The 24649-nt window shown below is 48.4% G+C and carries 20 protein-coding genes; 13 read left to right on the top strand and 7 right to left on the bottom strand.

Annotation, left to right across the window (positions count from 1 at the left end):
• The first annotated feature begins 12 nt into the window (after positions 1-12).
• The 5 genes from yebS (at position 13) to TU92_RS19550 (ending at position 8090) form a co-directional block, all read left to right on the top strand.
• Positions 13-1260, top strand: a complete 1248-nt coding sequence (gene yebS, locus TU92_RS19570; protein WP_112168829.1) for a membrane integrity lipid transport subunit YebS — start codon at positions 13-15, stop codon at positions 1258-1260.
• Complete coding sequence (locus TU92_RS19565) at positions 1229-3859, top strand: PqiB family protein (RefSeq protein ID WP_112168828.1); 2631 nt, start codon at positions 1229-1231, stop codon at positions 3857-3859. The genes yebS and TU92_RS19565 overlap by 32 nt, the downstream gene beginning before the upstream one ends.
• Positions 3860-4102: 243 nt before the next feature.
• On the top strand, positions 4103-5572 hold the full coding sequence (gene rsmF, locus TU92_RS19560; RefSeq protein WP_279633864.1) for a 16S rRNA (cytosine(1407)-C(5))-methyltransferase RsmF: 1470 nt from the start codon (positions 4103-4105) through the stop codon (positions 5570-5572).
• Between the two features lie 368 nt (positions 5573-5940).
• On the top strand, positions 5941-7662 hold the full coding sequence (locus tag TU92_RS19555; protein ID WP_112168826.1) for a sensor domain-containing diguanylate cyclase: 1722 nt from the start codon (positions 5941-5943) through the stop codon (positions 7660-7662).
• A gap of 185 nt (positions 7663-7847) precedes the next feature.
• Entirely contained in the window at positions 7848-8090 is a 243-nt protein-coding gene (locus TU92_RS19550) for a DUF1480 family protein (RefSeq protein ID WP_112168825.1), read from the top strand.
• 44 nt (positions 8091-8134) lie between these two features.
• Here the strand turns inward: TU92_RS19550 and TU92_RS19545 are convergent, their stop codons facing one another.
• The 4 genes from TU92_RS19545 to TU92_RS19530 all read right to left on the bottom strand — a co-directional run bounded on the left by TU92_RS19545 (position 8135) and on the right by TU92_RS19530 (position 15036).
• A complete protein-coding gene (locus TU92_RS19545; protein ID WP_112168824.1) occupies positions 8135-8785 on the bottom strand; it encodes a C39 family peptidase in 651 nt (216 codons plus the stop codon).
• 143 nt (positions 8786-8928) lie between these two features.
• A complete protein-coding gene (locus TU92_RS19540) occupies positions 8929-9321 on the bottom strand; it encodes an ASCH domain-containing protein (protein WP_112168823.1) in 393 nt (130 codons plus the stop codon).
• 97 nt (positions 9322-9418) lie between these two features.
• Positions 9419-12259 carry a WG repeat-containing protein gene (locus TU92_RS19535; RefSeq protein WP_112168822.1) on the bottom strand — a complete coding sequence of 947 codons (2841 nt, stop codon included), beginning with the start codon at positions 12257-12259 and terminating at the stop codon, positions 9419-9421.
• Positions 12259-15036 carry a WG repeat-containing protein gene (locus tag TU92_RS19530; RefSeq protein ID WP_112168821.1) on the bottom strand — a complete coding sequence of 926 codons (2778 nt, stop codon included), beginning with the start codon at positions 15034-15036 and terminating at the stop codon, positions 12259-12261. Before TU92_RS19530 ends, TU92_RS19535 begins: the two co-directional genes overlap by 1 nt.
• A gap of 516 nt (positions 15037-15552) precedes the next feature.
• On the opposite strand from TU92_RS19530, the gene TU92_RS19525 reads away from it, so the two are divergent.
• A complete protein-coding gene (locus tag TU92_RS19525) occupies positions 15553-15810 on the top strand; it encodes a DUF1883 domain-containing protein (protein WP_112168820.1) in 258 nt (85 codons plus the stop codon).
• 271 nt (positions 15811-16081) lie between these two features.
• A complete protein-coding gene (locus tag TU92_RS19520) occupies positions 16082-17260 on the top strand; it encodes a M20 aminoacylase family protein (protein ID WP_112168819.1) in 1179 nt (392 codons plus the stop codon).
• A 7-nt stretch (positions 17261-17267) separates the two neighbouring features.
• On the opposite strand, the gene TU92_RS19515 is transcribed toward TU92_RS19520, so the two are convergent.
• Both TU92_RS19515 and TU92_RS19510 read right to left on the bottom strand, forming a co-directional pair.
• Positions 17268-17966, bottom strand: a complete 699-nt coding sequence (locus TU92_RS19515) for an extensin-like domain-containing protein (RefSeq protein WP_112168818.1) — start codon at positions 17964-17966, stop codon at positions 17268-17270.
• A 317-nt stretch (positions 17967-18283) separates the two neighbouring features.
• Positions 18284-18502 (bottom strand): DUF7661 family protein, encoded by a 219-nt coding sequence (locus TU92_RS19510; protein ID WP_112168845.1) that lies wholly within the window; start codon positions 18500-18502, stop codon positions 18284-18286.
• Positions 18503-18875: 373 nt separating this feature from the next.
• Between TU92_RS19510 and TU92_RS19505 the strand changes: the two genes are divergently transcribed.
• Together TU92_RS19505 and TU92_RS19500 are read left to right on the top strand one after the other, a co-directional pair.
• On the top strand, positions 18876-20516 hold the full coding sequence (locus tag TU92_RS19505; protein WP_112168817.1) for a P-loop ATPase, Sll1717 family: 1641 nt from the start codon (positions 18876-18878) through the stop codon (positions 20514-20516).
• A gap of 84 nt (positions 20517-20600) precedes the next feature.
• Positions 20601-21833: a hypothetical protein gene (locus TU92_RS19500; RefSeq protein ID WP_112168816.1), complete on the top strand. Its 1233-nt coding sequence runs from the start codon at positions 20601-20603 to the stop codon at positions 21831-21833.
• 338 nt (positions 21834-22171) lie between these two features.
• Here TU92_RS19500 and TU92_RS19495 read toward each other — a convergent pair whose 3' ends face one another.
• Positions 22172-23038, bottom strand: a complete 867-nt coding sequence (locus tag TU92_RS19495) for a helix-turn-helix domain-containing protein (RefSeq protein WP_112168815.1) — start codon at positions 23036-23038, stop codon at positions 22172-22174.
• Between the two features lie 116 nt (positions 23039-23154).
• Between TU92_RS19495 and TU92_RS19490 the strand changes: the two genes are divergently transcribed.
• Genes TU92_RS19490 through TU92_RS19475 form a run of 4 tightly spaced genes read left to right on the top strand, consistent with a single transcriptional unit; the run spans position 23155 to position 24592 of the window.
• On the top strand, positions 23155-23571 hold the full coding sequence (locus tag TU92_RS19490) for a hypothetical protein (RefSeq protein WP_112168814.1): 417 nt from the start codon (positions 23155-23157) through the stop codon (positions 23569-23571).
• Between the two features lie 31 nt (positions 23572-23602).
• Positions 23603-24109 (top strand): phage regulatory CII family protein, encoded by a 507-nt coding sequence (locus TU92_RS19485; RefSeq protein WP_112168813.1) that lies wholly within the window; start codon positions 23603-23605, stop codon positions 24107-24109.
• 2 nt (positions 24110-24111) lie between these two features.
• A complete protein-coding gene (locus TU92_RS19480; protein WP_112168812.1) occupies positions 24112-24282 on the top strand; it encodes a phage filamentation protein Fil family protein in 171 nt (56 codons plus the stop codon).
• Positions 24283-24289: 7 nt separating this feature from the next.
• The gene (locus tag TU92_RS19475; RefSeq protein WP_112168844.1) at positions 24290-24592 is read left to right on the top strand and encodes a hypothetical protein; all 303 of its coding nucleotides are present in this window, start codon (positions 24290-24292) and stop codon (positions 24590-24592) included.
• Positions 24593-24649 lie beyond the last annotated feature (57 nt).

Genomic DNA, 24649 nt, shown 5'->3' with positions numbered 1-24649 from the left:
ACTCCAGGTACTATGAAAATAAACACAATATCAGCGCAGATCCCGCAAGTTCGCTACCAACGCTGTAGCGAGTGCGACCATCTGTTTTCGCTGCCGGCACTCAAACGCACACAGACGGCACACTGCCCGCGCTGCAATGCAAAAGTCGAAAAAGGCCGGGTATGCTCACTGCCCCGCCTCATCACCATTGCCATCAGCATTTTGCTGCTCATGCCGTTCGCTTACACCGAACCGCTGATCAGCATCAGACTGTTAGGCACGAAAATTGATGCGAGCCTGCTCGAAGGTATCTGGCAGATGTCGCGTCAGGGCGATCCGGTCACCGCCAGTATGGTCGCCTTTTGCACCATCGGCGCGCCGCTGACGCTGGCGCTCTCCATCCTGTATCTTCATTTTGGCAGCAAACTGGGCATGAATCTTAAACCCGTGTTGCTGATGCTCGACCGTTTGAAAGACTGGGTGATGCTCGATATTTATCTGATTGGCATGGCCGTGGCCAGCATCAAAGTGAAGGAATATGCTGATATCAACGTCGGCCTGGCGCTGGCGGCGTATCTGATGATGACGGTGATGGTCACGCTGACCATGATTAATCTCAACATCGAGCAGCTGTGGGAAGAGTTTTATCCGCAGCGGCAGCCGAAAGGTGTGCCCTCTTCGCTGCGACTCTGTTTATCCTGTAAATTCACCGGTCAGCCTGATGATCGTGGTCGCTGTCCGCGTTGCCACACACCAATGCGGGTGCGTTATAAACATAGCCTGCAAAAAACCTGGGCCGCGCTGATTGCGGCGATGGTTTTTTTGATCCCGGCGAACATGCTGCCGATTTCCATTATTTATGCCAACGGCCAACAGTTGAAGGACACCATATTTTCTGGCGTAGTGTCGCTCGCCACGTCAGGAAACGTACCGATCGCTGCGATTGTCTTTATCGCCAGCGTTCTGGTGCCCTTCACAAAAGTTATCGTGATGCTGACTTTACTGCTCAGCATCCATTTTAAAGCGATTCAGGGACTGAAAACGCGCGTACGTTTATTACGGCTGGTAACCTGGATCGGACGCTGGTCAATGCTCGATTTATTTGTAATTTCATTAATGATGTCGCTGGTAAATCGTGACCAGCTTTTGTCATTTACAATGGGACCGGCGGCCTTTTACTTTGGCTCCGCCGTGATCCTGACCATTCTTGCCGTTGAATGGCTTGATAGCCGCTTGATTTGGGATGCACATGCAACAGGAAACGCCGAATACACCGACTGAAGCACGGATAAAACACAGACGCCGGATTTCACCTTTCTGGCTGCTGCCGTTTATTGCTTTACTGATCGCCGGATGGCTGATTTACAGCAACTATCAGGAGCGCGGCGCGACGGTGACGATCGATTTCCAGTCTGCTGCTGGGATCGTTGCGGGCCGGACGCCTGTCCGCTATCAGGGCGTGGAAGTCGGGACGGTGGAATCCATCAGCCTGACCAAAGACCTGCGCACCATTCAGGTGAAAGTCAGTATCAAAAGCGATTTGTCTGACGCGTTACGTGAAGGCACGCAATTCTGGCTGGTCACGCCGAAAGCATCACTTGCCGGAGTTTCCGGGCTGGATGCGCTGGTCGGCGGTAACTACATCGGAATGATGCCAGGGCCCGGCGAAGAAAAAGATCACTTTGTCGCACTGGATACGCAGCCTAAATTCCGGCTTAACACCGGCGAACTGATGATTCATCTTCACGCCAAAGATCTGGGCTCGCTGAGCACCGGTTCACTGGTGTATTACCGAAAAATCCCTGTGGGTAAAGTCTACGATTACGATATCGAAAGCGGCAATAACGGCGTAACCATTGACCTGCTGATCGAGAAACGTTTTGCGAATCTGGTCAAGGACAATACCCGTTTTTGGAACGTATCGGGTTTCAAAGGGGATTTCAGCCTGAGCGGCGCAAAAGTGCAGATGGAAAGTCTGGCGGCTCTGGTCAATGGCGCGATTTCAATGGATTCGCCTAATGACGGTAAACCGGCGAAAGCCGATCAGTCCTACGTGCTTTACCCTGATCTGGCGCAGAGCCAGCGCGGTGTGGAAATCGATCTGGACTTGCCGAATGGCGACGGCCTCTCCGAAGGCCAGACGCCGCTGATGTATCAGGGATTGCAGGTCGGTACGCTGACCAAAATCACCCTGCAGTCAGACAGCAAAGTCACCGGTAAACTGACCGTTGACCCTTCAGTGCTGGATATGATCCGAACTGGCACACGCATTGAAATGAACAGTCCGAAAATCAGCCTCAGCAATGCCAACCTCAGTCAGTTGCTGACCGGCAATACGCTGGAACTGATTCCGGGCGAAGGTGAACCGCAGAAGCATTTTGTGGTGCTCGACAGTAACAGCAAGCTGCTTCAGGATCCCGGCACCATCAAGCTCCAGCTGATTGCACCGCAAAGCTACGGCATTGATGCCGGTCAGCCGATCAAACTGTATGGCATCACCGTCGGGCAGGTCATGGATCGTAAACTGACTGACGAGGGTATCGTCTTCAATGCCGCTATCATGCCGGAATACAAAGATCTGCTGCATAAAGACAGTAAATTTGTGGTCAACAGCCGCGTGGACGTGAAACTGGGTATTGATGGGATGGAGGTGCTCGGCGCCAGCGCTCAGGAATGGGTCGACGGTGGCGTGCGCATTATTCCGGGTACCAAAGGCGCACCGGGACAGAAATATCCGCTCTACAGCAATGCCGAAAAAGCGGCTGAAGGCATTCAGGGCGAACAACCCGGCGCGACGCTGACGCTGACGGCGAAAAGCCTGCCAGACGTGCAAACCGGCTCCGTGGTGCTTTACCGCAAGTTCCAGGTAGGTGAAATTGTTAACGTCCGCCCGAAAGCCAATCTGTTCGAAGTGGATGTCTACATTCAGCCTCAATACCGCAACTTGCTGAGCGATAAGAGTATCTTCTGGGCGGAAGGCGGCGCTAAAGTTCAGCTGAACGGCAGCGGCCTGACAGTTCAGGCATCGCCGCTGGATCGCGCGTTAAAAGGCGCCATCAGTTTCGACAATCTGGAAGGCGTGACACTCACCAAAGGCGTTAAACGTATTCTGTATGATTCAGAAACGTCTGCCCGCGCTGTCGGCAGTCAGATCATTCTCAATACCTACGATGCCAGTAAGCTCTCGCCGGGGATGCCGCTGCGTTACCTCGGAATTACTATCGGGCAGGTGGAGTCCCTGAAGCTGGATCCTCAGCTCAATCAGGTCGCGGCAAAAGCCGTACTGTATCCTGAATATGTAGATAATTTTGCCCGCCGCGGCTCGCGCTTCTCGATTGTTTCACCGGAGATTTCCGCCGGTGGCGTCAGTAATCTGGATACGCTGCTTCAGCCTTACATCAACGTTGAAGCCGGAAAAGGTGCGCCAACGCGTAACTTTGATCTGCAGGAATCGACCATTACCGATTCACGTTACACCGACGGTTTAGGCATTGTGGTTGATGCCGCCGAAGTGGGTTCGCTGCAAATTGGTACGCCAGTGCTGTTCCGCGGTATCGAAGTGGGTACGGTTTCAGGGTTCTATCTCGGCGCCATGGCCGATCGCGTCAACGTCACGTTGAGGATCAGTAAAAAGTATCAGTATCTGGTGCGCGCAAATACTGTCTTCTGGCTGGCTTCCGGGTATGACCTGCAATTCGGGCTGACCGGCGGGATGTTCAAAAGTGGGACGTTCCAGCAATTTATTCGTGGTGGCATTGCTTTCGCAACACCACCTACCACACCGCTGGCACCGAAAGCCGCCAACGGCAATCACTTCCTGCTCAACCCGGAAGCGCCAAAAGACTGGCAAAACTGGGGCACAGCTATCCCAAGAAACTGACGGGGTGAAACAGGCAGAAGAGTAAAGCGTCCGCATCATGAATGAGGCGGAACGAGCCATCAGGAATGATTTCGCGGCGTCTTTACGATCTGACTGTTCTCACCGCTGCCGACACTGTTTCATTAGTCTCAGGCCACCTTCGGGTGGCCTTTTTATTTTGGGAAGGTGGCGGCTGCCGTGGATCTTGTGTAAATATGTTAGACTCCGGCGCTGGAAAACTTATTCAGTTCTGGAACCGCACCTTTGTCAAAACTCACCACAGCCAGCGCCTTTGCGGAGAAATTACCCGCCGCCTTTCTCGACGCAACTCGTGCCGTCATGCCTGAAAATCTCAGCATGGAAGATTTCATTGCTGCATGTCAGCGCCCTCTCCGCCCGAGTCTGCGTGTCAATACGCTAAAAATCAGCGTGCCCGCATTTCTCGAGCTGGCCGCCCTCTATCAGTGGGCGTTAGAGCCGGTACCCTGGTGCGCGGAAGGTTTCTGGATCAACCGCCACGTGCTGGATGAGTCACGGTTAGGAAACGCACTCGCGCATCTGGCGGGGCTGTTTTATATTCAGGAAGCCAGTTCCATGTTGCCGGTGACCGCGCTGTTTGCCAACGATACGCAACCGGTCCTGGTCATGGACGTCGCCGCTGCGCCGGGTTCCAAAACTACGCAAATCGCTGCGCTGATGAACAATCACGGCGGCATTCTCGCTAACGAATACTCCGCCAGCCGTGTGAAAGTTCTGCATGCCAACGTCAGCCGCTGTGGCGTGAGCAATACGGCACTCACGCATTTTGATGGTCGGGTATTTGGGGCCGCCCTGCCGGAAACCTTTGATGCTGTCCTGCTCGATGCCCCCTGTTCTGGTGAAGGGGTTATCCGCAAGGACGCCGATGCGATGAGTAACTGGTCGCAAGAAAGCGTTAAGGACATTGCTTCCACCCAGCGTGAGCTGATCGACAGTGCCTTCCATGCGCTGAAACCGGGCGGTGTGCTGGTGTATTCGACCTGCACACTCAACGCACAGGAAAACCAGCAGGTTTGCCAATGGTTGCTCGAGACCTATTCTGACGCAGTTGAAGTGGAAACGCTGGAAACTTTATTTGATGGCGCATCGAAAGCCGTCACGCGGGAAGGTTATCTGCATGTTTTCCCGCAGGTTTACGACAGCGAAGGATTCTTTGTCGCGCGTTTTCGTAAAACAGATTCGGTCACGCGCTTACCCGCACCCGGTTATAAAATTGGCCGCTTCCCGTTCTCTCCGATGTCGCGTCAGGACACTGCGGAAATCGTGAGTGCCGCTGCGCTCTCCGGCCTGCGCTGGCCTGAAGAACAGTTCACGCTGTGGCAACGCGATAAAGAAATCTGGCTCTTCCCGGCCGTGTTCGAGCCGCTGTTTGGTAAAGTGCGCTTCTCACGCATCGGCCTGCGTCTCGCAGAACGTTTTCCGAAAGGGTTTCGCTGGCAGCATGAAGCAGTGATTGCCTTCAGTGCCCCTGATGCGGCAAATCGTTTTGAGATAACTGATGAACTCGCGCAAAGCTGGCTGCGCGGGGTTGATATCTACCCGGACGACGCTCCGCCTAAAGATGAATGTCTGGTGACGTGGCTCGGTCAACCGCTGGGTTTAGCGAAGCGAATTGGCAGCAGGATCAAAAATAGTTTGCCGCGTGAACTGGTGCGAGATGGCGCGACGCGGCACACCGATTTGCCAGGCGATTAATTACTTTTACCCTGACGAAAACCCCTGCGCCAGAACATCTCTCTGCTGGCGCAGAATAATCTCTTTATACTTTTCTAAAAACAGCAAAATACCCCGACTGCTCACTTTAGTTAATACTCCCGACTGATACCTTAAGGTGAAGTCTTGAGAGCTAAACTCAGGAATAAAATGCCTTCAAAAAATTTTATGCTACTTATCCTCGATATCGACCTATTTTATCCAGAAAGGTTTATTGAATTATAAGTAGGAATAATCCTAACCTGACATGTATTATTGCCCTCAACATGACATTGCTAGTGATATATCATTTTTATAAATGAATCATAGTGCCTGATGTTGAGTAAAGACCTGCCAGTCGGAGAAGTATCATGTCGGATCAAATGAAACTCGAATCAGCAGATGGACTGCTTTTACAGGAAATGGCCAGTCTGCGGGATATCATCGATAACAATTCTGACTGGATTTGGGAAGTCGATGCACAAGGACGTTACGTTTTTTCCTCGAATAAATGCATCGAATTTCTGGGAGTCCCGCCTGAAGAAGTCATTGGTAAAACCCCGTTTGATTTTATGCCGCCTGACGAAGCTAAGCGCGTCGGTGAGCAGTTTGCTGCGATTGTCGAACGCCGTGCGCCCTTTGGCGGATTACTCAACCGTAATATCCGCCCGGATGGAACGGAGGTTATTCTCGAAACCAGCGGTGTTCCGTTATTTGACCACGACGGTAACTTTCGTGGTTATCGCGGCATCGACCGTAATCTGACCAATCTGGATCAGGCTCCAGGACAACGTCTCTTCCAGCTGGAATCCATTTATTCAAACGCGCCGGTTGGCCTGTGTTTCATCGATCTGCACATGCGCTATGTGACGGTGAATGACGCTATGGCGAACATTATCGGTCTGCAACCGTTTGAAGCGATTGGTCGTAAAGTCGGCGTTTTCCTCCCCGGCCTCTCGCCGCTGCTCAATAATGCGCTGGAACTGGCGCAACGTAACGAGCACACACCTGACCGCGAATTTTCGGTTCCTGGTAAAAATCAGGTTTTCTTTGTACGCATCAAAGCGGCTTATGACGCGCAAACTCAGCTGAGCGGTCTTTCTGTAGCAATGACCGATATCACCAGCCTGAAGCGAATGGAGAAGGCGCTGCGGGAAAGCCAGGAGCATTACCGTAATATGGTCGAACTGAACCCGCAAATTCCGTGGACAGCGGATCCGCGCGGTATGCTCAGTGACGTCAGTTCACGTTTTCAGCGCATCACGGGCATGACCCGTCAGGATATTCTGGCCGATAAGTGGATCCAGAGTATGCACGTGGAAGACCGCCGTGCCGCCGTGCAGACGTGGGAACAATGTCTGAAAACCGGCGCACCGCTGGATATCGAAGTGCGTTTTTGCCACGTTGACCGTGGCTGGAACTGGATGCGCATTCGCGCTGCGGCGAGCTATGCGCCGGACGGCTCCATCCAGCGCTGGTATGGTACGGCTGAAGATGTTCATGAGCGAAAACTGCTTGAACTGAAACTGGTGAAAGCCAACCGCCGTCTCGAAATTCAGGCACGCACGGATTCGCTGACCAAATTACCTAACCGCCGTGAATTCAAGAAAGTGCTGAGCCACGAATACATGCGTGCGAAGCGCAACCGCACGCCGCTGACGGTGGTGATGATCGATATCGATTATTTCAAACATTTCAACGATCATTACGGCCATTTATCAGGCGATGCCTGTCTGCGTCTGGTTGCCCGAACTCTGCGCAGATCGCTTAAACGCAGTACGGACGTGGTTACAAGATTTGGCGGTGAAGAGTTTGCGGCTATTCTGCCGGATACCGATTTGAAAGGTGCCTGGATTGTCGCCCAGCACATCATGGAATCCATTGAAACGCTGGGTATCAAACACAGTTTCAGCGAATTTAACCGGGTAACCATCAGCCAGGGCATCGCCACCTATATGCCCGATCAGGATCCCGGCCTCGACGATCAGTCAGATATCGTCAGTGCAGCCGATGAGGCGCTGTATTTATCCAAAAACAACGGCAGAAATCAGATTAATGCCATGCCGGTTTCAGTCAGATTTAATCCGCTTTAAAGTTCCCTGCAAAGCCGGAACGTCTGTGCGACGCCCCGGCTGTTCATCAGATTGATCCCACTTTCCTCACGCTCATAAAAATCTTATGGCACTTTTTGTGCTGTCGACTATTCTCAAATAAGGGCGACTAACTGGTCGTACCTGATGTTGTTCAATTTTCTGGTTTATCTGGCAAGGAGTACCCGATGGCAAAATCGAATATAAGAATTGGCAGTTACGAAATTGATGACGCGCAGTTATCCACGCCGGAAGCGAAAGGCGGCGATATGGTGCACATTCCATGCAAATCAGATCCTGATTTGTGCATGCAGCTTGATGCGTGGGATGACAACACCAGCGTGCCGGCGATTCTGGATGGCCGCCATTCAGTGTTGTATAAGGAAAAGTATGACAAGCAAAACGATGAGTGGATTATGAGACTGGAGTGACACAGCATGGCGAACGGGACGTTGTTCGCCATGCCGCCATGCGGTCATTCCCCGGCTGCCACCAGTGAAATACCCCGACCGGCAAAAAAGCGCGAAAATTCATCCACTGATAAAGTAACGTCCCGCTGTGATGCAACATCATGGCCGGAAGGATTATGAAAGGTCACAGACTGCGCATCCGCACGGATGACCAGCACCAGATGCCCGCCCTTGTGGGGTGGTGAAGAATTGGGCACGCGGATAGACGGATGGACAGACGCGATGAAAAATCGATGCTGCTCCAACTCTGCCGCAATTTGTTCAGCATCCATATCCACTCTGACCTGTGCACTCAGCCCTAACTCTTCCCGAACATACTCAACAAAAGGCGCATAAATCAGGCCTTTGATATTTTCACCATCGCGAACATACGCGCCATACGGCAGGCTTCTCTGTGTGAGGTTTAATATCGGCACGACTTTGCCTGAGGTTGCTGCCAGTACCATCTTCAGGCAGCACATTCCGCAGACATGATTCGCCCACTCGATAAACTCTTCCTGGGTGGAAGCGCCTGACTCTGGCCAAAGCGCAATATCCCTGAGGGTAATGTCTCCGGCAATGATCCCGGCCGCCGAGTCAGGGTCTTCCCACTGGCTAAAATAAGGGATACCGGAACGGGTGGAGAAGGCGGTTAGATGAACAGAATTGGCAGACATAACGGTTTCCTGAACGGGAGGCGACGACATCAGGGGTTTATAAAATAAGTAAATACATAAACATAAACGAAGAGCCTGGCGGAAAAATCATCCTAATGAAGAAAGTTCAGGCCCTGGATTGTAGCCGGGCCTGAACAGAGAATTTAGAATTTCTCCACTAGCTTAAACTTCATCAACAACAGCGGCATAGTTGGCTCAAACATTTCGTACTCTTCGAAGAAACGCTGATGCTCTTTGCGCCAGTAAGCCAGTGTGCGGTCACCCTCGCCTTCTTCGAATGCATGTTGCTCAGTCACCTGATCAAAAGGTACCTGCTTCACCTCGGTCAGCTGCACGGCGCAAACCGGATTGTTGCGACCATCAACCACGACAAAGATCTCGCCGGCCTCGGGTTCAGGATCGTCGTCGAGGTTAGAACAGGTTGCTGTTTTAGTACCGTCGATAACACGCTTGGCCAGTTCATCCGCTGATGACTCAGTATCACCAAACGACCAACGTTCTGCGTCCCTGTATTTTAGTGGGATCTGCGGGATCATAATTTATCCTTTCAATTGAGATAGTTCACAGCCATTACCTGTAAACATTAGCACAAAAAAACCCGCCGAAGCGGGTTTCGGACAGAGAAGGCACGCACTATTTCGTACAGTTTTCTGGCATAGCGGGCGGCCACTGTCGTGAACTCCCCGCACCGTACAACACGGAAATACCGCATTCTTTGTCGACGCGTGCCAACGGTTTCCCGGCCTTATTGATCATCATGGACATTGCCGGCGTGGAGACTACGGCAACGCCGCTGTCAAACGGCGACACCGCACTGAAGACCGGCGGAATGACGAAGTTACCCTGCGCATCGACAAAACCATAGTTCTGGTCAATGCGGGCAAACGCCAGACCGTCAACCGGCAGGCCGAGATCGGTATAGGCGACACCTTCAACCGGTTTACCCTGCGCATCAATCCAGGTTTTACGGCCATCTTCATGGGTGAGTACCGCGTGTCCATCCGTCATGCGGCTGGCATGTCCCTGAACGGTCAGAACCAGCTTGCCTGTGTTATCCACGTAGCGTGTCGAAGGCACACCTTCGAGGGCGTCATACGATACAGACCATGCGCTGGCAACAGGAAGCGCCCACTGCCCCTCAGGCATTGCAGCGACACGTGCACCTTTATCGTCAATTAACTCTGCACTCGCCGTGGTTGAACGCAACGCTCGCCCCTGTTCGAAGGCAGAGCCCTCAGTCTCTGCGACGGGCTGAATCTGCCATTCACCCTGCGCATTGAGATAACCTTCCTGCGGTTGGCGTGAAAGTTTCACCCAGTCGCCAAGTGCACTGATGTGGGTCTGCTGTTCGTGCAGCTGAATGTTACCTGCGGCATCCAGCAGCCAGGACTGGCCTGCAGCCGACGTTGCTAAAATCCGGCCATCAGTGAACTGTGTGACGGATAATCCCGCCGTCGGCGAAATACGTGTTTTTGCATCATTACCGATGATTTCAGCGAGGACGCCGGATTGAGGTTGATCGGCTACGGCTGGCTTAGTCAGCAACCACAGCGCGGCATTAATGCGCTGCACTTTGGCGTATTTGGCTTCGACCAGCATTTTACCCTCACCATCCACAATGCCCCATAAGCCGTTGGGCATCTGAACTTCAGCCTGATCATTAGCGTAATTACCGACAGTTTTATACGCTGGCTGGGAAACAGATTTCTGGGCGTTCGCATCAAAAATCCCCCACAGCGCGCCCTCTGCAGCCGTTTCATGGTAGCGGAACCAGCCATTGCCCGCAGATTGAATCTCAAACACGTTTGGCAGATCATAGTGTTTGCCAGCGTGATCCATCGCAGTCAGCTTGCCATCAAGATAATCCAGCGCATAACCTTGAACGAAAGGTGAAATATTATCTTCGGTGAGCGGGATCAGCGTCTTACCCTGCGCATCAACCACACCCGTTCCATCAGCAGTGACCACAATGAACTGTCCGACGTTTTGACTGCTGTCAGCGGATTGAATATCCAGCCATTTTGCTTCCAGCTGAAGCGAACCATCAGGGCGCAGGAAACCGGCTCCGCCCTTACCTTTATTGCCATCAGGGCGGATTAACGCCAGAGGTAATTGCGCCGAGACGGGCTCAGCGCCGACGTTCAGAGGTTCAATATGGCTGTCGCCCAGAGTAGTGATGCTTTTCTGGCTCAGCAGCGCTTTACCCGCGGCATCAACCACATTCAATACTTCGCCCTGATCATTACGCAGCCACAAGCGATGATTAATCACATCGGCACTGGCAATTTGCGCCAGCCATCCTACATTTTGTGTGCCGCCAATCATGCCGCCAGACGGTGCCACGATCGCGTTAACTTTTTTCTGGTCGCCCTTAGTCGTTACCAAAAAATCACCGGTATTTTGCCCCAGCGGTTCGCTGGCGGCAGGCAATGTCAGTGGCTGTTTGCGTCCCGGTACATAAAGCGTAATGGCGTCTTTAGCCAAGGAATTCAGAACATAATCGCCAGCTACGCTTAATGCGGAAACCTCGGCGTCGCTGAACGTCGCGATTACAGCCGCAGAGTTATCGAGCAATTTGATACCGTCGGCGGTTTTCGCCAGCCAGAACGCGCCGGTCTCTTCACTGACCGTCAGGTACTTTTGCTTATCCTGGACGCCATCGGCACTGATCAGCGTAATGCCGTCGGCATTTTTCGCCAATGCCACGGCTGGATTGCGAGGATCAAGCGTAATAGCGGAATACTGTGGCTGAATGCGCCAGGTGAGATTCTCGTCGGCAATGCCATAGCCTTGGGTCGCATCAAACGCGATAAACAAACCCTCGGTACCAAAAGGCTCGACGACTTCCATTTTGTCGGTCGCCACGTGGCGGACACCATCCGGCGAAAGTAATACGCTTTTGAATGAAAGCCGCAGACGCGCAGGTATCCCATCGGTGAGCAGCGCTTCATCAACCAGCTCATCAAAAGGTTTACCGGCTTGTTCACCCTTTCTGTTGACCAGTTGCGGCTTTCCGGCCTGCACGACAGCCGCCAGACCCGACTTCGTGAAAGGCTGCACGCTGTCAAAGGTCGGCTGGATCAGCCAGTTACCCGTCGTATCAATAAAGCCCCATTTACCTTGCTGCTTCGCGGCAGCGGCGCCGTTGTGATAATCCCCGACGTCGTCGAAAACGGGTTTGATCACCAGTTGACCCTGACTGTCTAAAAATCCCCAACGGTCACCGTTTCCCGCCGCTGAAGGCAGAAACACGGCAGCGCGCCCTTCATGCACATCACGCAGGCACAGGTTTTGCGCCAAAGGCAGCGCATTTCGGGCCTGAGTCTCCGTTTGCGACGATGGCAGCAATGCAGAACAACTGGTCGCGTCAGCCGCCATCACTGGTGTTGTTAGCGTCAATAAGGCCAGCGCGCTGGTGGTATTAAACGCACCAGAGAGTGCGCGGTGCAGCCTTGAAGGTTTACTAACAATCATTAATTGCCTCCGTTACTGCAAGCAGGCGCTTTTGCGGGCCACAGATAAGCGCCTTTGGCATCAACAATGACCCGCTGATTACAGCGAACCTGAATTTTTGCCTGAACGGCACCTTCAGCGTTGAGCAGGCTGACAACACCTTTTCCACCAGCCCATGCGTGTTTCTCGCTAAAGTCACCAGCCCAGTCAAACTTAGGCAGCACAGCGAAACGGCCTGTCGGATTGATATAACCGAATAAGTTGCCGTAGGTCGATTTCTTCATGGCGGCGGCGAAATTATTATTCATAGCACCGACCTGATCGAAATAGGCACCGATCAGTTTTTTGCCCTGCTGATCAACAAAGCCAAACAGACCTTTATCGTTTCGCATTGGGATCACACCCGAGCTGGCTTTATCAGCCAGCAGGCTGCCCAGCCCGGCGAAGCGCTGGACTTCGTTGCCGTCGTTATCGTAGAGCACCGTTTCACCGGTAGCATCGTCATTCATAACCAGACGCGTAAGGGAGTTCAGCGGCTGCGCCTGTTCAAAACCATCCAGCGGTTCACCGCCGTGATCGTTAATAAGCGTAGTTTGACCGTCGCTGTTTGCACGGCTCCAGTTAAGCGGCGCAATGAAACTAAACGCTTCGGTGTACAACGGCTCAATCTGCCAGTCACCCTTACCATTGATTGCGCCAAAGTGCGGGGAGAAATTGAGCATCACCCAGTCTCCTTCGACGGAGCTTGAGGATGCCGCAATGCCTTTACTCAGTGGCGCACGCCCCGCATCATCGAGCAACGCGACACCACCTTCAGCAGGCTTAACCAGCCAGTGGTTCTCACCCACCCTTTGCGGGCTGGCAAGTAAGTCAGTGGCCAGAGCCAGACCGTTTACAGCGCTGTAGAGCCCGTAATGGCTGGCAACCGCGCCGCGCTCGCCGGGTTGATCGTTATCAGCGATGGTAAACATACCGTCGCCAACGTACTGAGGTTTGCCACTGCGGTCTGCAGAGGGGGGAATGGCCCAGGAACCGTCACGGTTAATCACGCCCCATCCTGCATCAACTTTCGCTAATGCATAACCGTCGGTGAAGGATTCGATTTGTACAAACTGAGGCGCAGCTTTAATTCCTTTACTGGCGATATCCCATAAGCCCCAGCGCCGCGCGTCATTATCGCCTTCCGTGTAATACAGCAAACCGGCAGACAGACGCTGTGCGTTTTGCTCAATATTGGCAGGCACTTCAACCGCATTGCCGTTGCGATCGATTAAACGGCGCGTCTGAGTATTGTTACTACTATCAACGGCCCAGGTGTAATCGCCGCTGAACGGAGTAATGTCGGAATAGGTAGGCTGGATAACCCATTTACCTGCTGAATCCACCGTGCCCACTTTTTTGCTTTGAGTACGAATAATCAGCGGACCCTGAGCACTCTCACTTTCAGCGGTTGCACTTTCAATAGCGGCCCACTGAGGGTCTGAGAGCACAGTACCCTGCGAGGTAAGAATGGCGGGAGGTTTGCTGGCATCGGAAGGTTTCAGTAACGCCCAAGGCAGATTGCGCGATACATCATTGCTGCCGGCGGGTAATACAGGCGCGTCATCAATCATCGCGCTCGCCGCCAGCGGTTGCAGCTGGTAATCCTTCAAGGCAGCAAGCGTAGGGTCATTGAGCAACGCTACGCCGTTGTTATCATAAACCTGTACCACCTGAAGCGTTTTACCTTCGTTTTGCGTCACCCAAAGGCGGTTACCTTGTTGCAATAACTGTGGCTTGTTGGCTTTGACGGTCACAACCTGATTATCGGCACCGATAATCATCACCCCTTTACTGCCTTGCCCAACGACAGCCTTACCCCAGACCAGAATGTTCTCAGACTGATCGGCAGTAATATCCTGCACTTTTTCGAGCTTGCTGTTCAGCAACTGTTTCGAGTTATCGTTCGTTGTCACCAGCCAACTTCCTGAGGACAGCGGACGAACAGATTTGTACTGATCTTTACTCAGAGAAACACCCTGACGATCAACAAAAGCCCAGTCATTCTTGTTTTTCACCGCAACCACATCACCGTTAAGCAATGGTTCGTCGCGGGTTTTGAGAATCATTGGGTCAATGGCCCATTCACCATTTTTATTGAGATAACCCCAGAATCCGTCGTTGGCAGTATCTCGTTTTTTGGCCGGAATCAGCCCGGACTGCGGCAAATCGAGCGCCATGACATCATCGGGTAATGACAGAGAACGATCGGTGGAAGCGTTCCACAACGCTGGGGAAACCTGAATTTGTACGCTTGCAAGCGCCTGACCCTGCATAAAACCGTTGGTGTCCAGAGAGGCTGCAAATGGCAGCGTTTTGATGACTTGCCCTTTGCGGTTGATCATCGCCAGACGGTTGTCCGTAACCACCAGCGCGGTACCCCGCGCATTAAAATCGGTGGCGCGTGTGAAACTTGGCTCAATCGCCCAGTTACCTTTTTTATCGATATAACCGAACTTGTCGCCCTTTTTGACAGCGGCTACGTCATTCACAAAACCGCGCGCTTCACTGAAAGCAGGTTTAATGACCATATGCCCGGTGGTGTCGACAAAACCCCACAACGGTTCACGGCTCAAACCTACCTGAACAGGTGAAAGTCCCTGCTGGAAGGGTAACTGGCAGTCTTTTGCCGTTTTTGCATTGCTACATGCCCGTAACAGCGCATCATCCGCATGTACCGGCAGGCTAAAAGTCGCGTTCAGAATCAACGCTAATGCACTGAAATTTCTGAAGTGTTTGAATGTTTCGGAGCAAATCATCCGATGCCCTTATGACTGAATAAGATTAGAAAGTGTAGCGCACACTCATTTCATGACCCGCTCAACCAGCGGGTTTGACGGCAAAAAATCCGATAATAATCAATTTCAAGCGTGCACACATGCCAGACCCCATAGGGTGTCAGCTTGCGAAAGAAAAAGCAGCTATTTTATTACTCTGTAACGAATGAATATGCGTAATCACTGGCGTTCACGATATCCCATGAATGTTACCTCCCGGATTGTTTTTCTTACCCGCTGTTAACCGACCTTCCACAACACGCTCTGGTGACAAAAGTTTAAGCACTTTCGTTAACAACCAAGCGACGACTTATTCACGAAACTTTGATGGAATCTTATAACTATTGATTAAGGTCATTATTTCGCCACCTTTAGTCTGCTTTTATAAGTTAAAGCACGTTATGTGACTCACATCACTCCCAGCCTCTGCGGCTTAAATCCTGGCAGTGTCCGGTTGCAGCGTATTTCAGGTACTTCACTTATCATTGAGGGAAAGTCATGCCAATTGTTCGAACCAGATTAAGTCTGTTTGGAGGCGATACTGTCGTCATACGTTGTTCAGAAAAATGTCACATCCATCTGATGTGTGAAAATGACGCAGAGCAAGAGGGCCGTCACACCGGTTTCGGCGACGTCCTCACCGTGAATAATCAAAACACGGCTTATGTCGGCATCCCTTATAAAGGGATCTGGAGTGTCCTCATTGATTCTCAATGTGACTCCCTCGAGCATTCAATTACCTATCTTCCTGCCTGATTTCCATCCCCTCTTAAAAATGTCTTATCTGGCAGGCCACTTTTCGCCTGCCAGATATTCCCAAATCGCGTTGGCGGCTGTCTACTGCACAAATCATTTTTTGGACGATGTCGCGGAAAACACTTTAGCCAGTTACATCAGTTACATAGCGGTATTGAATTGAACATTCCAGAATCGATATAAACCTTCTCCTGTGCGTTAATTAGTGATTGCCAGCCCTCATCGCGCACTGCATTCTGTTTGAACTCACAGGCACAGACAGATACTCATAATGACTCACAAAACACATTGCACTCTCGATGACGTGGTCGATCTCGAGCCGGGGTTGCGTGAAATTCGCCAGCACCTGCATCAACATCCCGAGCTTTCCAATGAAGAATCCGCTACTGCGGCATTAGTCGCGGACAAACTGCGCGCACTTGGTTATCAGGTCACCACCGGTGTGGGCGGATACGGCGTCGTGGGCACGCTGAGGTCCGGCCCGGGCACTCGCAGTATTGGCATTCGCGCAGACATGGACGCTCTGCCTATCACTGAACAAACCGGTGTCAGTTATGCCAGCCAGACGCCTGGCAAAATGCATGCCTGCGGTCATGATGGCCACACCTCAATGCTGCTTGGCGCGGCAGAACAACTAGCACGTAGCAAAAACTTTTCTGGCACTGTTCATCTGATTTTTCAGCCTGCAGAGGAAATCGGTTTCAACAGCGGTGCCGAACGTATGCTGGCTGAGAAATTGTTCGATCGCTTCCCCTGCGACGCCGTATATGGACTGCACAACCATCCGGGGTATCCGGTTGGGAAAATGATGTTCCGCTCAGGGCCATTTATGGCCGCCTGCGATACGGTAAATATCACTATTCATGGGAAAGGCGGACACGCCGCACGTCCGCATATGGCCGTGGATCCTATTCTGGTCGCCGGAAGTTTAGTGGTCTCATTGCAATCGATCGTTTCACGCAGCATTGACCCGAATGAGACGGCGGTCGTTACCATCGGCTCACTGCATGCCGGCCATGCTTCGAATGTTATTCCGGAAACAGCGCGTCTGGAAATGAGCGTCCGTTCGTTCGATGCAGGCGTGCGGAAAATCCTCGAAGATCGTATCCGCACATTAGTCGAAAACCACGCCGCGGGTTATGGGGCGCGTGCCGAGATAGACTATGTGCCGGGATATCCGGTTCTGGTCAATCACGACAGGGAAACTGCCTTTGCATGCGAAGTGGCAAAAGAGCTGCTGGGTGAAGAGAACGTCGTGGAGAACTTGCCGCCGATTTCAGGCAGTGAAGACTTCGCCTATTTCCTGCAACAAAAGCCAGGCTGCTTCCTGCGACTGGGGAACGGCGACAGTGCTGCGCTGCATAATCCGGCTTACAACTTTAACGATGAAAGCCTGACATTTGGCGCGGCTTACTGGACACGTCTGGTCGAGCGGTATTTAGCAGATTAATGTTCTGTTAACGACAGAAACCAAACCAGCGCAAGCCTAGATGGAAATGATTGGCGTGCGCTGTGTTGTAATCCGGTCCGATTGAATTTCCGAAGTACGGGCAGCTTTGCGTAAAAAGTGTATGGATAAACTGCCCTTCATCACCGGTTTGCGGCCATTGCTTCAAGACCGTCAGCTGTCGCCCGTCTTTCAGCCACAATCCGGCGATATCCAGCGCTTCCGCCGTCGCATGTTCACTCAGCCTGGCATTCGGTTTGTTATAGATATTGCGACAGGCATAACTGCCCAGATGATCGATACGTACCAGCGGTGAACGCAGTGCTTCACTTGCCAGTGGCTTCGCAACCTGTGAAACAAACATCGCGCTGCTTAGCGCGAGACGACAACTGGCCAGATAACTCGAACTCAGTGACACATCCCCAAATCCCCGGACCCGCACCGGATCCTTCAGCGGACACTTCCCGCCCATATTCCCGACAGGCGTAAACTGAATCGCCCCCGCCGCTTGCGCGCGTTCGAGCGCCTCAAGGCAGGCTTGCGGATTATTATCAAGACGGCGGAGTTTATAACGAGTAATGAGGTTCGGAGAATCACTGACAGCGAGTGGCGCCAGAGGGTTATAAGCCGGAGGGATACGCTCAGTAATCCACGGCGCACACAATATAAGGGCAATCATAAGAACCGTCAGGCCAATCCAATATCGCATAACTCTCCTTTATGACGGCCGATGCAACCCAATTTATTTCTTCTGCACAGACCGGAGTTTATCGATAAAAAGATAGCGATTATACGCTCAATGTAAACCCGCCATCGGCAGAGTTACATCTCAGGAGCTAAACTTACTCAGCTTTGACATAACCCTACATTCTGTTTGATACCTTAGATTCCGAAGACAAAGTTTCTTCTCCTGTGTCCACTGTGAACTGTCCTTCATAGTGCGTAAGACCCTCGATTTACCCCTTTCAGCCCGCCCCGAGTGGGCTTTTTTTTGGCCTGAATTTCAGCGGCAATTGCACGCCGTTATCATTCGACACATATAACATCAGGATGCTTTTCGCTGGCTGATTCATGAAAAATATCCCCAAGCCAACCCGGTATTTCATGCTCTGTCAGGTCATCAGGAATGATAATGTCATACAGCCTCGAAAATTTTCTCTCCGACATATCAGCGCGAAACACCTGCCAACCTTCTGATGTGTGCTTAACGCCAAGGTATCTTCCGAAAACGTTGTAAATCAGCATCGATGCCTCTTGCATGGAAAGGATTAAATATTGGGTTTGAAGGGTGTAAGGTGAAAAAAAGACCGAATACTTAATCATGCCTTAAAAATCAATTAGTTACTTTTCTGATCGGCGATTAAATGGCGATGACCTACTCGACTTCAGTTTTTATGCATACTTATTGACCAGTATGTAAGATTCACGTTAAAAATTTCTATATGCTCACTGTATTATATCTTTAGCAAAACTTGTCAACATCTAGATCTTGTATTTAAAAGAGGCAAGTCACAGTTTAAGACTTTGGATTATATTTACTCAAAATACTAGATAAGAGTTCAATTTTAAGGTATAGATTTAAAATTGACCAAAATCTTTTTTATTAATGGATAAATATATGGACAAAAACCCAGTTAAAATTAAAAGAAATTTAAATATTGGTGACTTGGATGCTGAGACTGATAACGAATTTTTGGATACCTGTTTTATCGACAAAGGATATTTAGAGGATTTATTAGATGTAAAAAACCCGTGTTCTATTATAGTTGGTAGAACAGGTGCTGGTAAGAGCGCGCTTCTTTATAAAGTAAGTACTTCAATAGATAACTATAAAAAAATTGATCCCAATGATATTTCTGTAAAATTCCTCGAGCATTCTGACATAATGCAATTTATGGATAAGCTTGGAGTTAATCTTGATTTATTTTATAAGATGCTTTGGCGTCATATTTTAATAATCGAATTAGTTAGACTCCGATATAAAATTAAAAATGAAGAAGATAATGAAAGTTTTTTCAGGGGATTAGTTGACAGATTCAAGCGAGATGATATCAAACAAAAAGCAATTAGTTATTTTAGAGATTGGGGTGATAAGTTCTGGTTAGATACTGATGAGCAACTAAAACAAATAACAAGGAAGCTTGAAGATGAGACCAAAGCTAATTTAGGCGTTCAATTTTCTGGGATTGACGTGTCATTAAATGGAGTAAGCAAACTTAGCGATGAACAAAAAACAGAAATAACACAAAGGGCAAGTCAAGTCGTAAGTAGTCTACAAATAAAACAATTAAATGAAATGCTTGATATGCTAGCGGAATACTCATTTAAAGACCCTCAAAAACACTATTATCTTTTGATTGACCAACTTGATGAAGACTGGGCTGACACTAATACGAGGTGTAAGTTTATTAGGGCTTTGATTGAGGAGGTTAAGGGATTTCGTAAAATAAGTCACGTGAAGATATTAGTTGCGCTTAGGAAAGACTTAATAGACTTAGTCTTTGATAAAACACGTGGCGCAGGTTTTCAAGAAGAGAAGTACGAGTCCTATATATTACAAATACAATGGTCATCATCTGAACTGATCGATTTAGTTGAAAAGAGAGTTAGGGAAACGTTCAGAAAGGTTTATACTAAAGATCAAGTAACAATTAATGAAATATTCCCAGAGGCGAGAAAGGTTGCTCATGGCAAAACTGCGATGGAGTATATTTTAGAGCGCACTCTCTTAAGACCACGAGATATACTTCAGTTTGTAAATGAGACATTCAAAGTTAGTGTAGATAAAGATAAAATAACGTGGACGCTTATTCATGAAGCAGAATCTGCCTATTCTGAAAAAAGATTAAGGTCTTTAAAGGAAGAGTGGGGAGAAACATACCCATCTTTTGAAGAAACAATAGAAATTTTGAGAGGTCGAAAGTCCACATTCGACTTTAGTGATTTCAAGAACGCTCAATTTGAATCGGTAATCACTAAACTTTCTACAAAGAACACTACAGACCCCTGTGTTGTTATAACAAAGGAATATTTTAATGTTATTGGGTCTACTGAAAACGATATTGTAAGCACAATCCTATCATGCCTTTATAAAGTTGGTGCAATTGGTATTAAACTAGAGACAAACAATGCATTTATTTGGTCTTATAGAAATAAAAGTGCAGTAACAACTGGAGAAGCAGAACGCGCAAGCCAGCTAAAAATACATAAAATGCTACATAAAACATTAGATATTAAATTTCATGAAGGAAATGGATAACCCAATTTTATTGATGCAGGATAATAATTAGCACGCATTTTATTCACATTTCTTGGTAAAAAATTTTATTGTGGAGAAAAACCCATGAGGCATGATTATACGGACTGGTTAATTCATTTTGTAAGAGACAGGGACTTTGATCAAGACTATCCCGTAGAGACAGAAGAAGAATTTGATTTCTTGGTTGGAGGTGAACTAGAGCCAGACGCCAGCGCTTTTTCCGTTTTGTTGAGCATACTAAATATCGGTTTAAAACCATATTATTCATTCCGTAACGGACAAACGACTATATATGGAGGAACTCCAGCCATTTGCGTGACAGAAATGCCGATATATTCTTTTGCACAATATATAAGTGCTCGTAGAGATACAAAAAAAGTCTCTGCATATGGAATTGCCATTCTAAAAAAGGAGTTTTTTAAAGCTGGAGGCCGCCCTGTGATTTATGGAACAACAGACTTAAACGTTTCTTTTGAAGTCAACACCCCCACCTATAGGGTTCTTGACCAATCTATTCTAAACAAATCAGAACAGTATAGATATGTTGCTTATAATCCATCCGGGAATAATATTAAGGATAGGTGGATTGATTGGAGTCATGAGAGAGAATGGCGCTGGAGAGAAAACAATAATAAAGACGCTCAAATATATTATAGAAATAGTGACTACTCTATGGCCGAGTCACCAGGTCTTCCATTATTTGTTGGGGAAAGCAATGGAGGTTTTTTCTCAAAGGTGGCGATAATTGTTTGGTCTAGTGAAGAGGCAGATAAAATCAGAGAAGAATTAACGGGGTACTATCTTGCTGAATCTAATAACTATGGGATTGAATTTAATCGAGATGTTATAGCTAGATCGGTAATTATAGTTTTAGAACAAGTTAAGGAAGCGGTAGAAATTAGTAAACTAGTCGATTCGCAAACTATAGAAGGTTTAGATAAGGCTAATTTATTAGAACCGATACTTCTGCACAAAGACTTAGAGTTATATAGAAAAGTAGTTGAAACTGCATTAGAACTGGCAGCTCAAGAAGGACTTAAAGCTTCTATTGAATACAATGCAGAAAATCATCCACAAGGTCCATGCGGATTTGCACATGTTTCGACATTTGACGTTACAAAACCTGAAGTTCAGTTCATGTTAGCTAATGACTATGCTTCAGGCCCCTTCGATGGACAGGTAAACATTATATTTAAAACACTCTGGGGACATAGTCAGTGTTTGTATTATAAAGAATTCATTATAGAAAGAATGTGCATTTCTTTAAATAACAGCTTCAGTGATATAAAATTCTATAAAACTTCAAGATTAGACTGATCTTTCAAAAAATCATGAGTTTGTTTTTTATTGTGCCACAAGCTCATGATTAAAATAAATAGTTAACCTTAGTGAATTCGATTGGGCATATTTTTATAACCCACTTACAAGCTCTTCTATTTTATATTAACAATCAGTATTAAATTGATCCTAGATTAAACCCGCCCTATTTTTATATTATAACTATTTTTAGTAAAGATCATACAAAATAGGAATTGATGATTAGTGTCATATAGTTATCCACGGAGAAATAATTCATTCCTACTTCAGACACATTTTAAAAAATCATATTTTAAACACTTACCTAAAAGTAAAATTACATTTATAAATGCATTTGTCTATATTGCATTTTTCAAAAAAAGAACCACTAAACCTTTCGCTCTCACTTCATTTGTCGAACATTCAAACTCACCATCTTGGCCAATGATACGTAGCTTATTCCCTGGTCGCTTAGAAACTGTATAAACATCTAGGGTGCCATCTATATCTAACAGCCACGTCCCATTAGATAAATCACTAACACCCATTTCAATCAACCAAGAGGATTTACCACTTCGCACAAAACTCAAGTTCTCGAGGTTGACACCATCTGGGACAAAAGACTCATCGATGTAGCAAAATCCGTCATCATCAAGTTTTCCAGCCAGAAGTATTTTCTTATTAATAGTCGGAATTTCGTGAACTGTAGGCTCTTGATGTGAAGTAGTGGTCATTTCTCCAGTAGCCAACCATTCAAGGGAAGCCCCAGTGTCTAAAGCGCAGGTGATCACTACGTCGCCAGGAAAATATTCTCTTCTGACCCACGTACTGATCGTTCCTGATGAAATATTCAAATGCTCGCCGAGTTCTTTTTGAGTCTTGAAACCATAGGCTTCAATAATTCTATTCAAAACCGCTCGGCCGCCAGACGAAAGCATTTTCTGCAGGAGAACATGTCCAGATGATGAACTGACTTCATTTGTGATTTTAGGGCTTTTTATTTTTGAAAATGCAAACTCGCCAGTAACTAACCATTTCAGATCAGCACCTGTATCCAATGCGCATTTGATAATCGCATTACCTGGAACACTTTTACGCTGTACCCAGGCACTGACATTATTTGAGGGGACATCAAGGCAACTGGCTAGAGCACGTTGTGATGATACCCCGTATGACAAGGAAAGACGTTCAACGATATGCACTGCGTTGTCTTTAGTTTCAGACATAGACTTACCAGAGTGAGCACGAAAGTGATTTACATGAGCACATTTGTGATCTAAAGTGAAAACACACCATATGTTACACAGTAGAACTAAAAATGCTTAAAAGGAGATTTTGCTTTATGTCTGATCAGAATGCAATTCAAGCGCCCATTGATAAGACTATCGTTTCTAAGGAACTGTTAAACTCTGTTGTTTCCCAGCTCCTTCCAGCATTAGAGTCAGCCCTGTCTGCAACTATCGTGAACTCAATAAGTTTGCAACTGACCACCCTCGCTAACTCCCCAACAATTTCTAAGAAAGATTTTGCTGCAATCAACGGCATCAGCTCCGCAGTGCTCGAAAAGTGGATCGCCAACGGCGTAGTCCTGCTTGCACCAACTCCTACAACCACGATCACGCAACAACGTAAAAATCGTAAAACAGGTCAAATGCAAACTTTTGTGATGGAACGTCATGGCAATGCGCTGATCAACCTCGAAGCTTGGCGTCAGAAGAATCGTCAGCAAGCCATCAAGTGCCGATACATAAAGCCTTGAGTCAGAATATTCAAACAAGTAGGGACTAACAATGTTTGATTATCGTGTTTCCAAACACTATCACTTTGACGATGCATGCAAGGCTTTTGTGAATCGTCATAATCTCACCGAACTTGCAGCTCAGATGGGCACTAAGCCACAAATCCTGCGCAATAAATTTAATCCGGAACAACCTCACAAACTCACTTGCGAGGAACTTCTGTTGATAACCGATCTCACTGAAGACGCTGCATTGCTCGACGGTATGCTGGCACAAATTAACTGCTTGCCCTCTGTACCCGTCAATGAAATCGCAACATCTAATCTTTCGACTTACGCGCTACAAGCAACCGCTGCCGTAGGTTCAATCGCTGCAGATGCGGTAAAGGGCGGAGCTGTAAGCTCACAAAGAAAAATGTCACTGCTGGCAGGCGTCAACGCTGGTATTCGGCATTTATCGCTAATCGGTCTGGTTGTACAAGGCCGGGTACATGCATCACCGGCACTGGCGTCTGCAGTTGGCGCTATCGCGAACGTGACGACTAACGGACTACTGTGATCATGCCTATTTCAATCGCACCACTTCTGAAGCAACAGAGTCCATCCCGTCATTTTGGTCATGGCTGGTTGGAAATGCCTGATGGAAATATATGGAACCCAGTAATCAAAAAGCGTCCCATTTGCCAGGCTCAGAAGAAAAGAAATACTGTTTTAAAACGTTTATTTAGTTGAGGTGATTATGTTTTTGGTTAATGAAGAACATATTCAAATTGGCAAAAAACATCTGTCAAAAATTAAACAGATGCTGGAACACAAAAAGAATGTAGCGCAGGAGACATTTGATACTCAGCCGCTGCATATGCGCAAAACAATCTGCTTTCACGCTGGTTTAAAACAGCGACATGTTGATATGAAGTATGCAGAGTTAACGCCAACAGAAAGGCATCGAGTGGTTGCAGCATTGAATTCTTTACTGGGATTAACTGAATCACTGCCCAAATTTATCAGCGAAGACGACTGCAAAATAAATATTAAACACTAACCCGCAACAAAATTAACAGGCGTCAACTCGCCGGGCATTCTTTTGCCTAAGAAACAG

Source organism: Rahnella inusitata (genome assembly GCF_003263515.1).
In the GTDB taxonomy this organism is placed as follows: Bacteria; Pseudomonadota; Gammaproteobacteria; order Enterobacterales; family Enterobacteriaceae; genus Rahnella; species Rahnella inusitata.
Note: the sequence above shows the minus strand (reverse complement) of the source record. Positions and strands in the feature narration are given on the sequence as shown.

What these genes read in the sequence shown, in the direction of transcription:
- yebS (WP_112168829.1), top strand. Translation starts at nt 13, where the DNA reads ATGAAAATAAACACAATATCAGCGCAGATCCCGCAAGTTCGCTACCAA.
- TU92_RS19565 (WP_112168828.1), top strand. Translation starts at nt 1,229, where the DNA reads ATGCAACAGGAAACGCCGAATACACCGACTGAAGCACGGATAAAACAC.
- TU92_RS19555 (WP_112168826.1), top strand. Translation starts at nt 5,941, where the DNA reads ATGTCGGATCAAATGAAACTCGAATCAGCAGATGGACTGCTTTTACAG.
- TU92_RS19550 (WP_112168825.1), top strand. Translation starts at nt 7,848, where the DNA reads ATGGCAAAATCGAATATAAGAATTGGCAGTTACGAAATTGATGACGCG.
- TU92_RS19545 (WP_112168824.1), bottom strand. Translation starts at nt 8,785, where the DNA reads ATGTCTGCCAATTCTGTTCATCTAACCGCCTTCTCCACCCGTTCCGGT.
- TU92_RS19540 (WP_112168823.1), bottom strand. Translation starts at nt 9,321, where the DNA reads ATGATCCCGCAGATCCCACTAAAATACAGGGACGCAGAACGTTGGTCG.
- TU92_RS19535 (WP_112168822.1), bottom strand. Translation starts at nt 12,259, where the DNA reads ATGATTGTTAGTAAACCTTCAAGGCTGCACCGCGCACTCTCTGGTGCG.
- TU92_RS19530 (WP_112168821.1), bottom strand. Translation starts at nt 15,036, where the DNA reads ATGATTTGCTCCGAAACATTCAAACACTTCAGAAATTTCAGTGCATTA.
- TU92_RS19525 (WP_112168820.1), top strand. Translation starts at nt 15,553, where the DNA reads ATGCCAATTGTTCGAACCAGATTAAGTCTGTTTGGAGGCGATACTGTC.
- TU92_RS19520 (WP_112168819.1), top strand. Translation starts at nt 16,082, where the DNA reads ATGACTCACAAAACACATTGCACTCTCGATGACGTGGTCGATCTCGAG.
- TU92_RS19515 (WP_112168818.1), bottom strand. Translation starts at nt 17,966, where the DNA reads ATGCGATATTGGATTGGCCTGACGGTTCTTATGATTGCCCTTATATTG.
- TU92_RS19510 (WP_112168845.1), bottom strand. Translation starts at nt 18,502, where the DNA reads ATGCTGATTTACAACGTTTTCGGAAGATACCTTGGCGTTAAGCACACA.
- TU92_RS19505 (WP_112168817.1), top strand. Translation starts at nt 18,876, where the DNA reads ATGGACAAAAACCCAGTTAAAATTAAAAGAAATTTAAATATTGGTGAC.
- TU92_RS19500 (WP_112168816.1), top strand. Translation starts at nt 20,601, where the DNA reads ATGAGGCATGATTATACGGACTGGTTAATTCATTTTGTAAGAGACAGG.
- TU92_RS19495 (WP_112168815.1), bottom strand. Translation starts at nt 23,038, where the DNA reads ATGTCTGAAACTAAAGACAACGCAGTGCATATCGTTGAACGTCTTTCC.
- TU92_RS19490 (WP_112168814.1), top strand. Translation starts at nt 23,155, where the DNA reads ATGTCTGATCAGAATGCAATTCAAGCGCCCATTGATAAGACTATCGTT.
- TU92_RS19485 (WP_112168813.1), top strand. Translation starts at nt 23,603, where the DNA reads ATGTTTGATTATCGTGTTTCCAAACACTATCACTTTGACGATGCATGC.
- TU92_RS19480 (WP_112168812.1), top strand. Translation starts at nt 24,112, where the DNA reads ATGCCTATTTCAATCGCACCACTTCTGAAGCAACAGAGTCCATCCCGT.
- TU92_RS19475 (WP_112168844.1), top strand. Translation starts at nt 24,290, where the DNA reads ATGTTTTTGGTTAATGAAGAACATATTCAAATTGGCAAAAAACATCTG.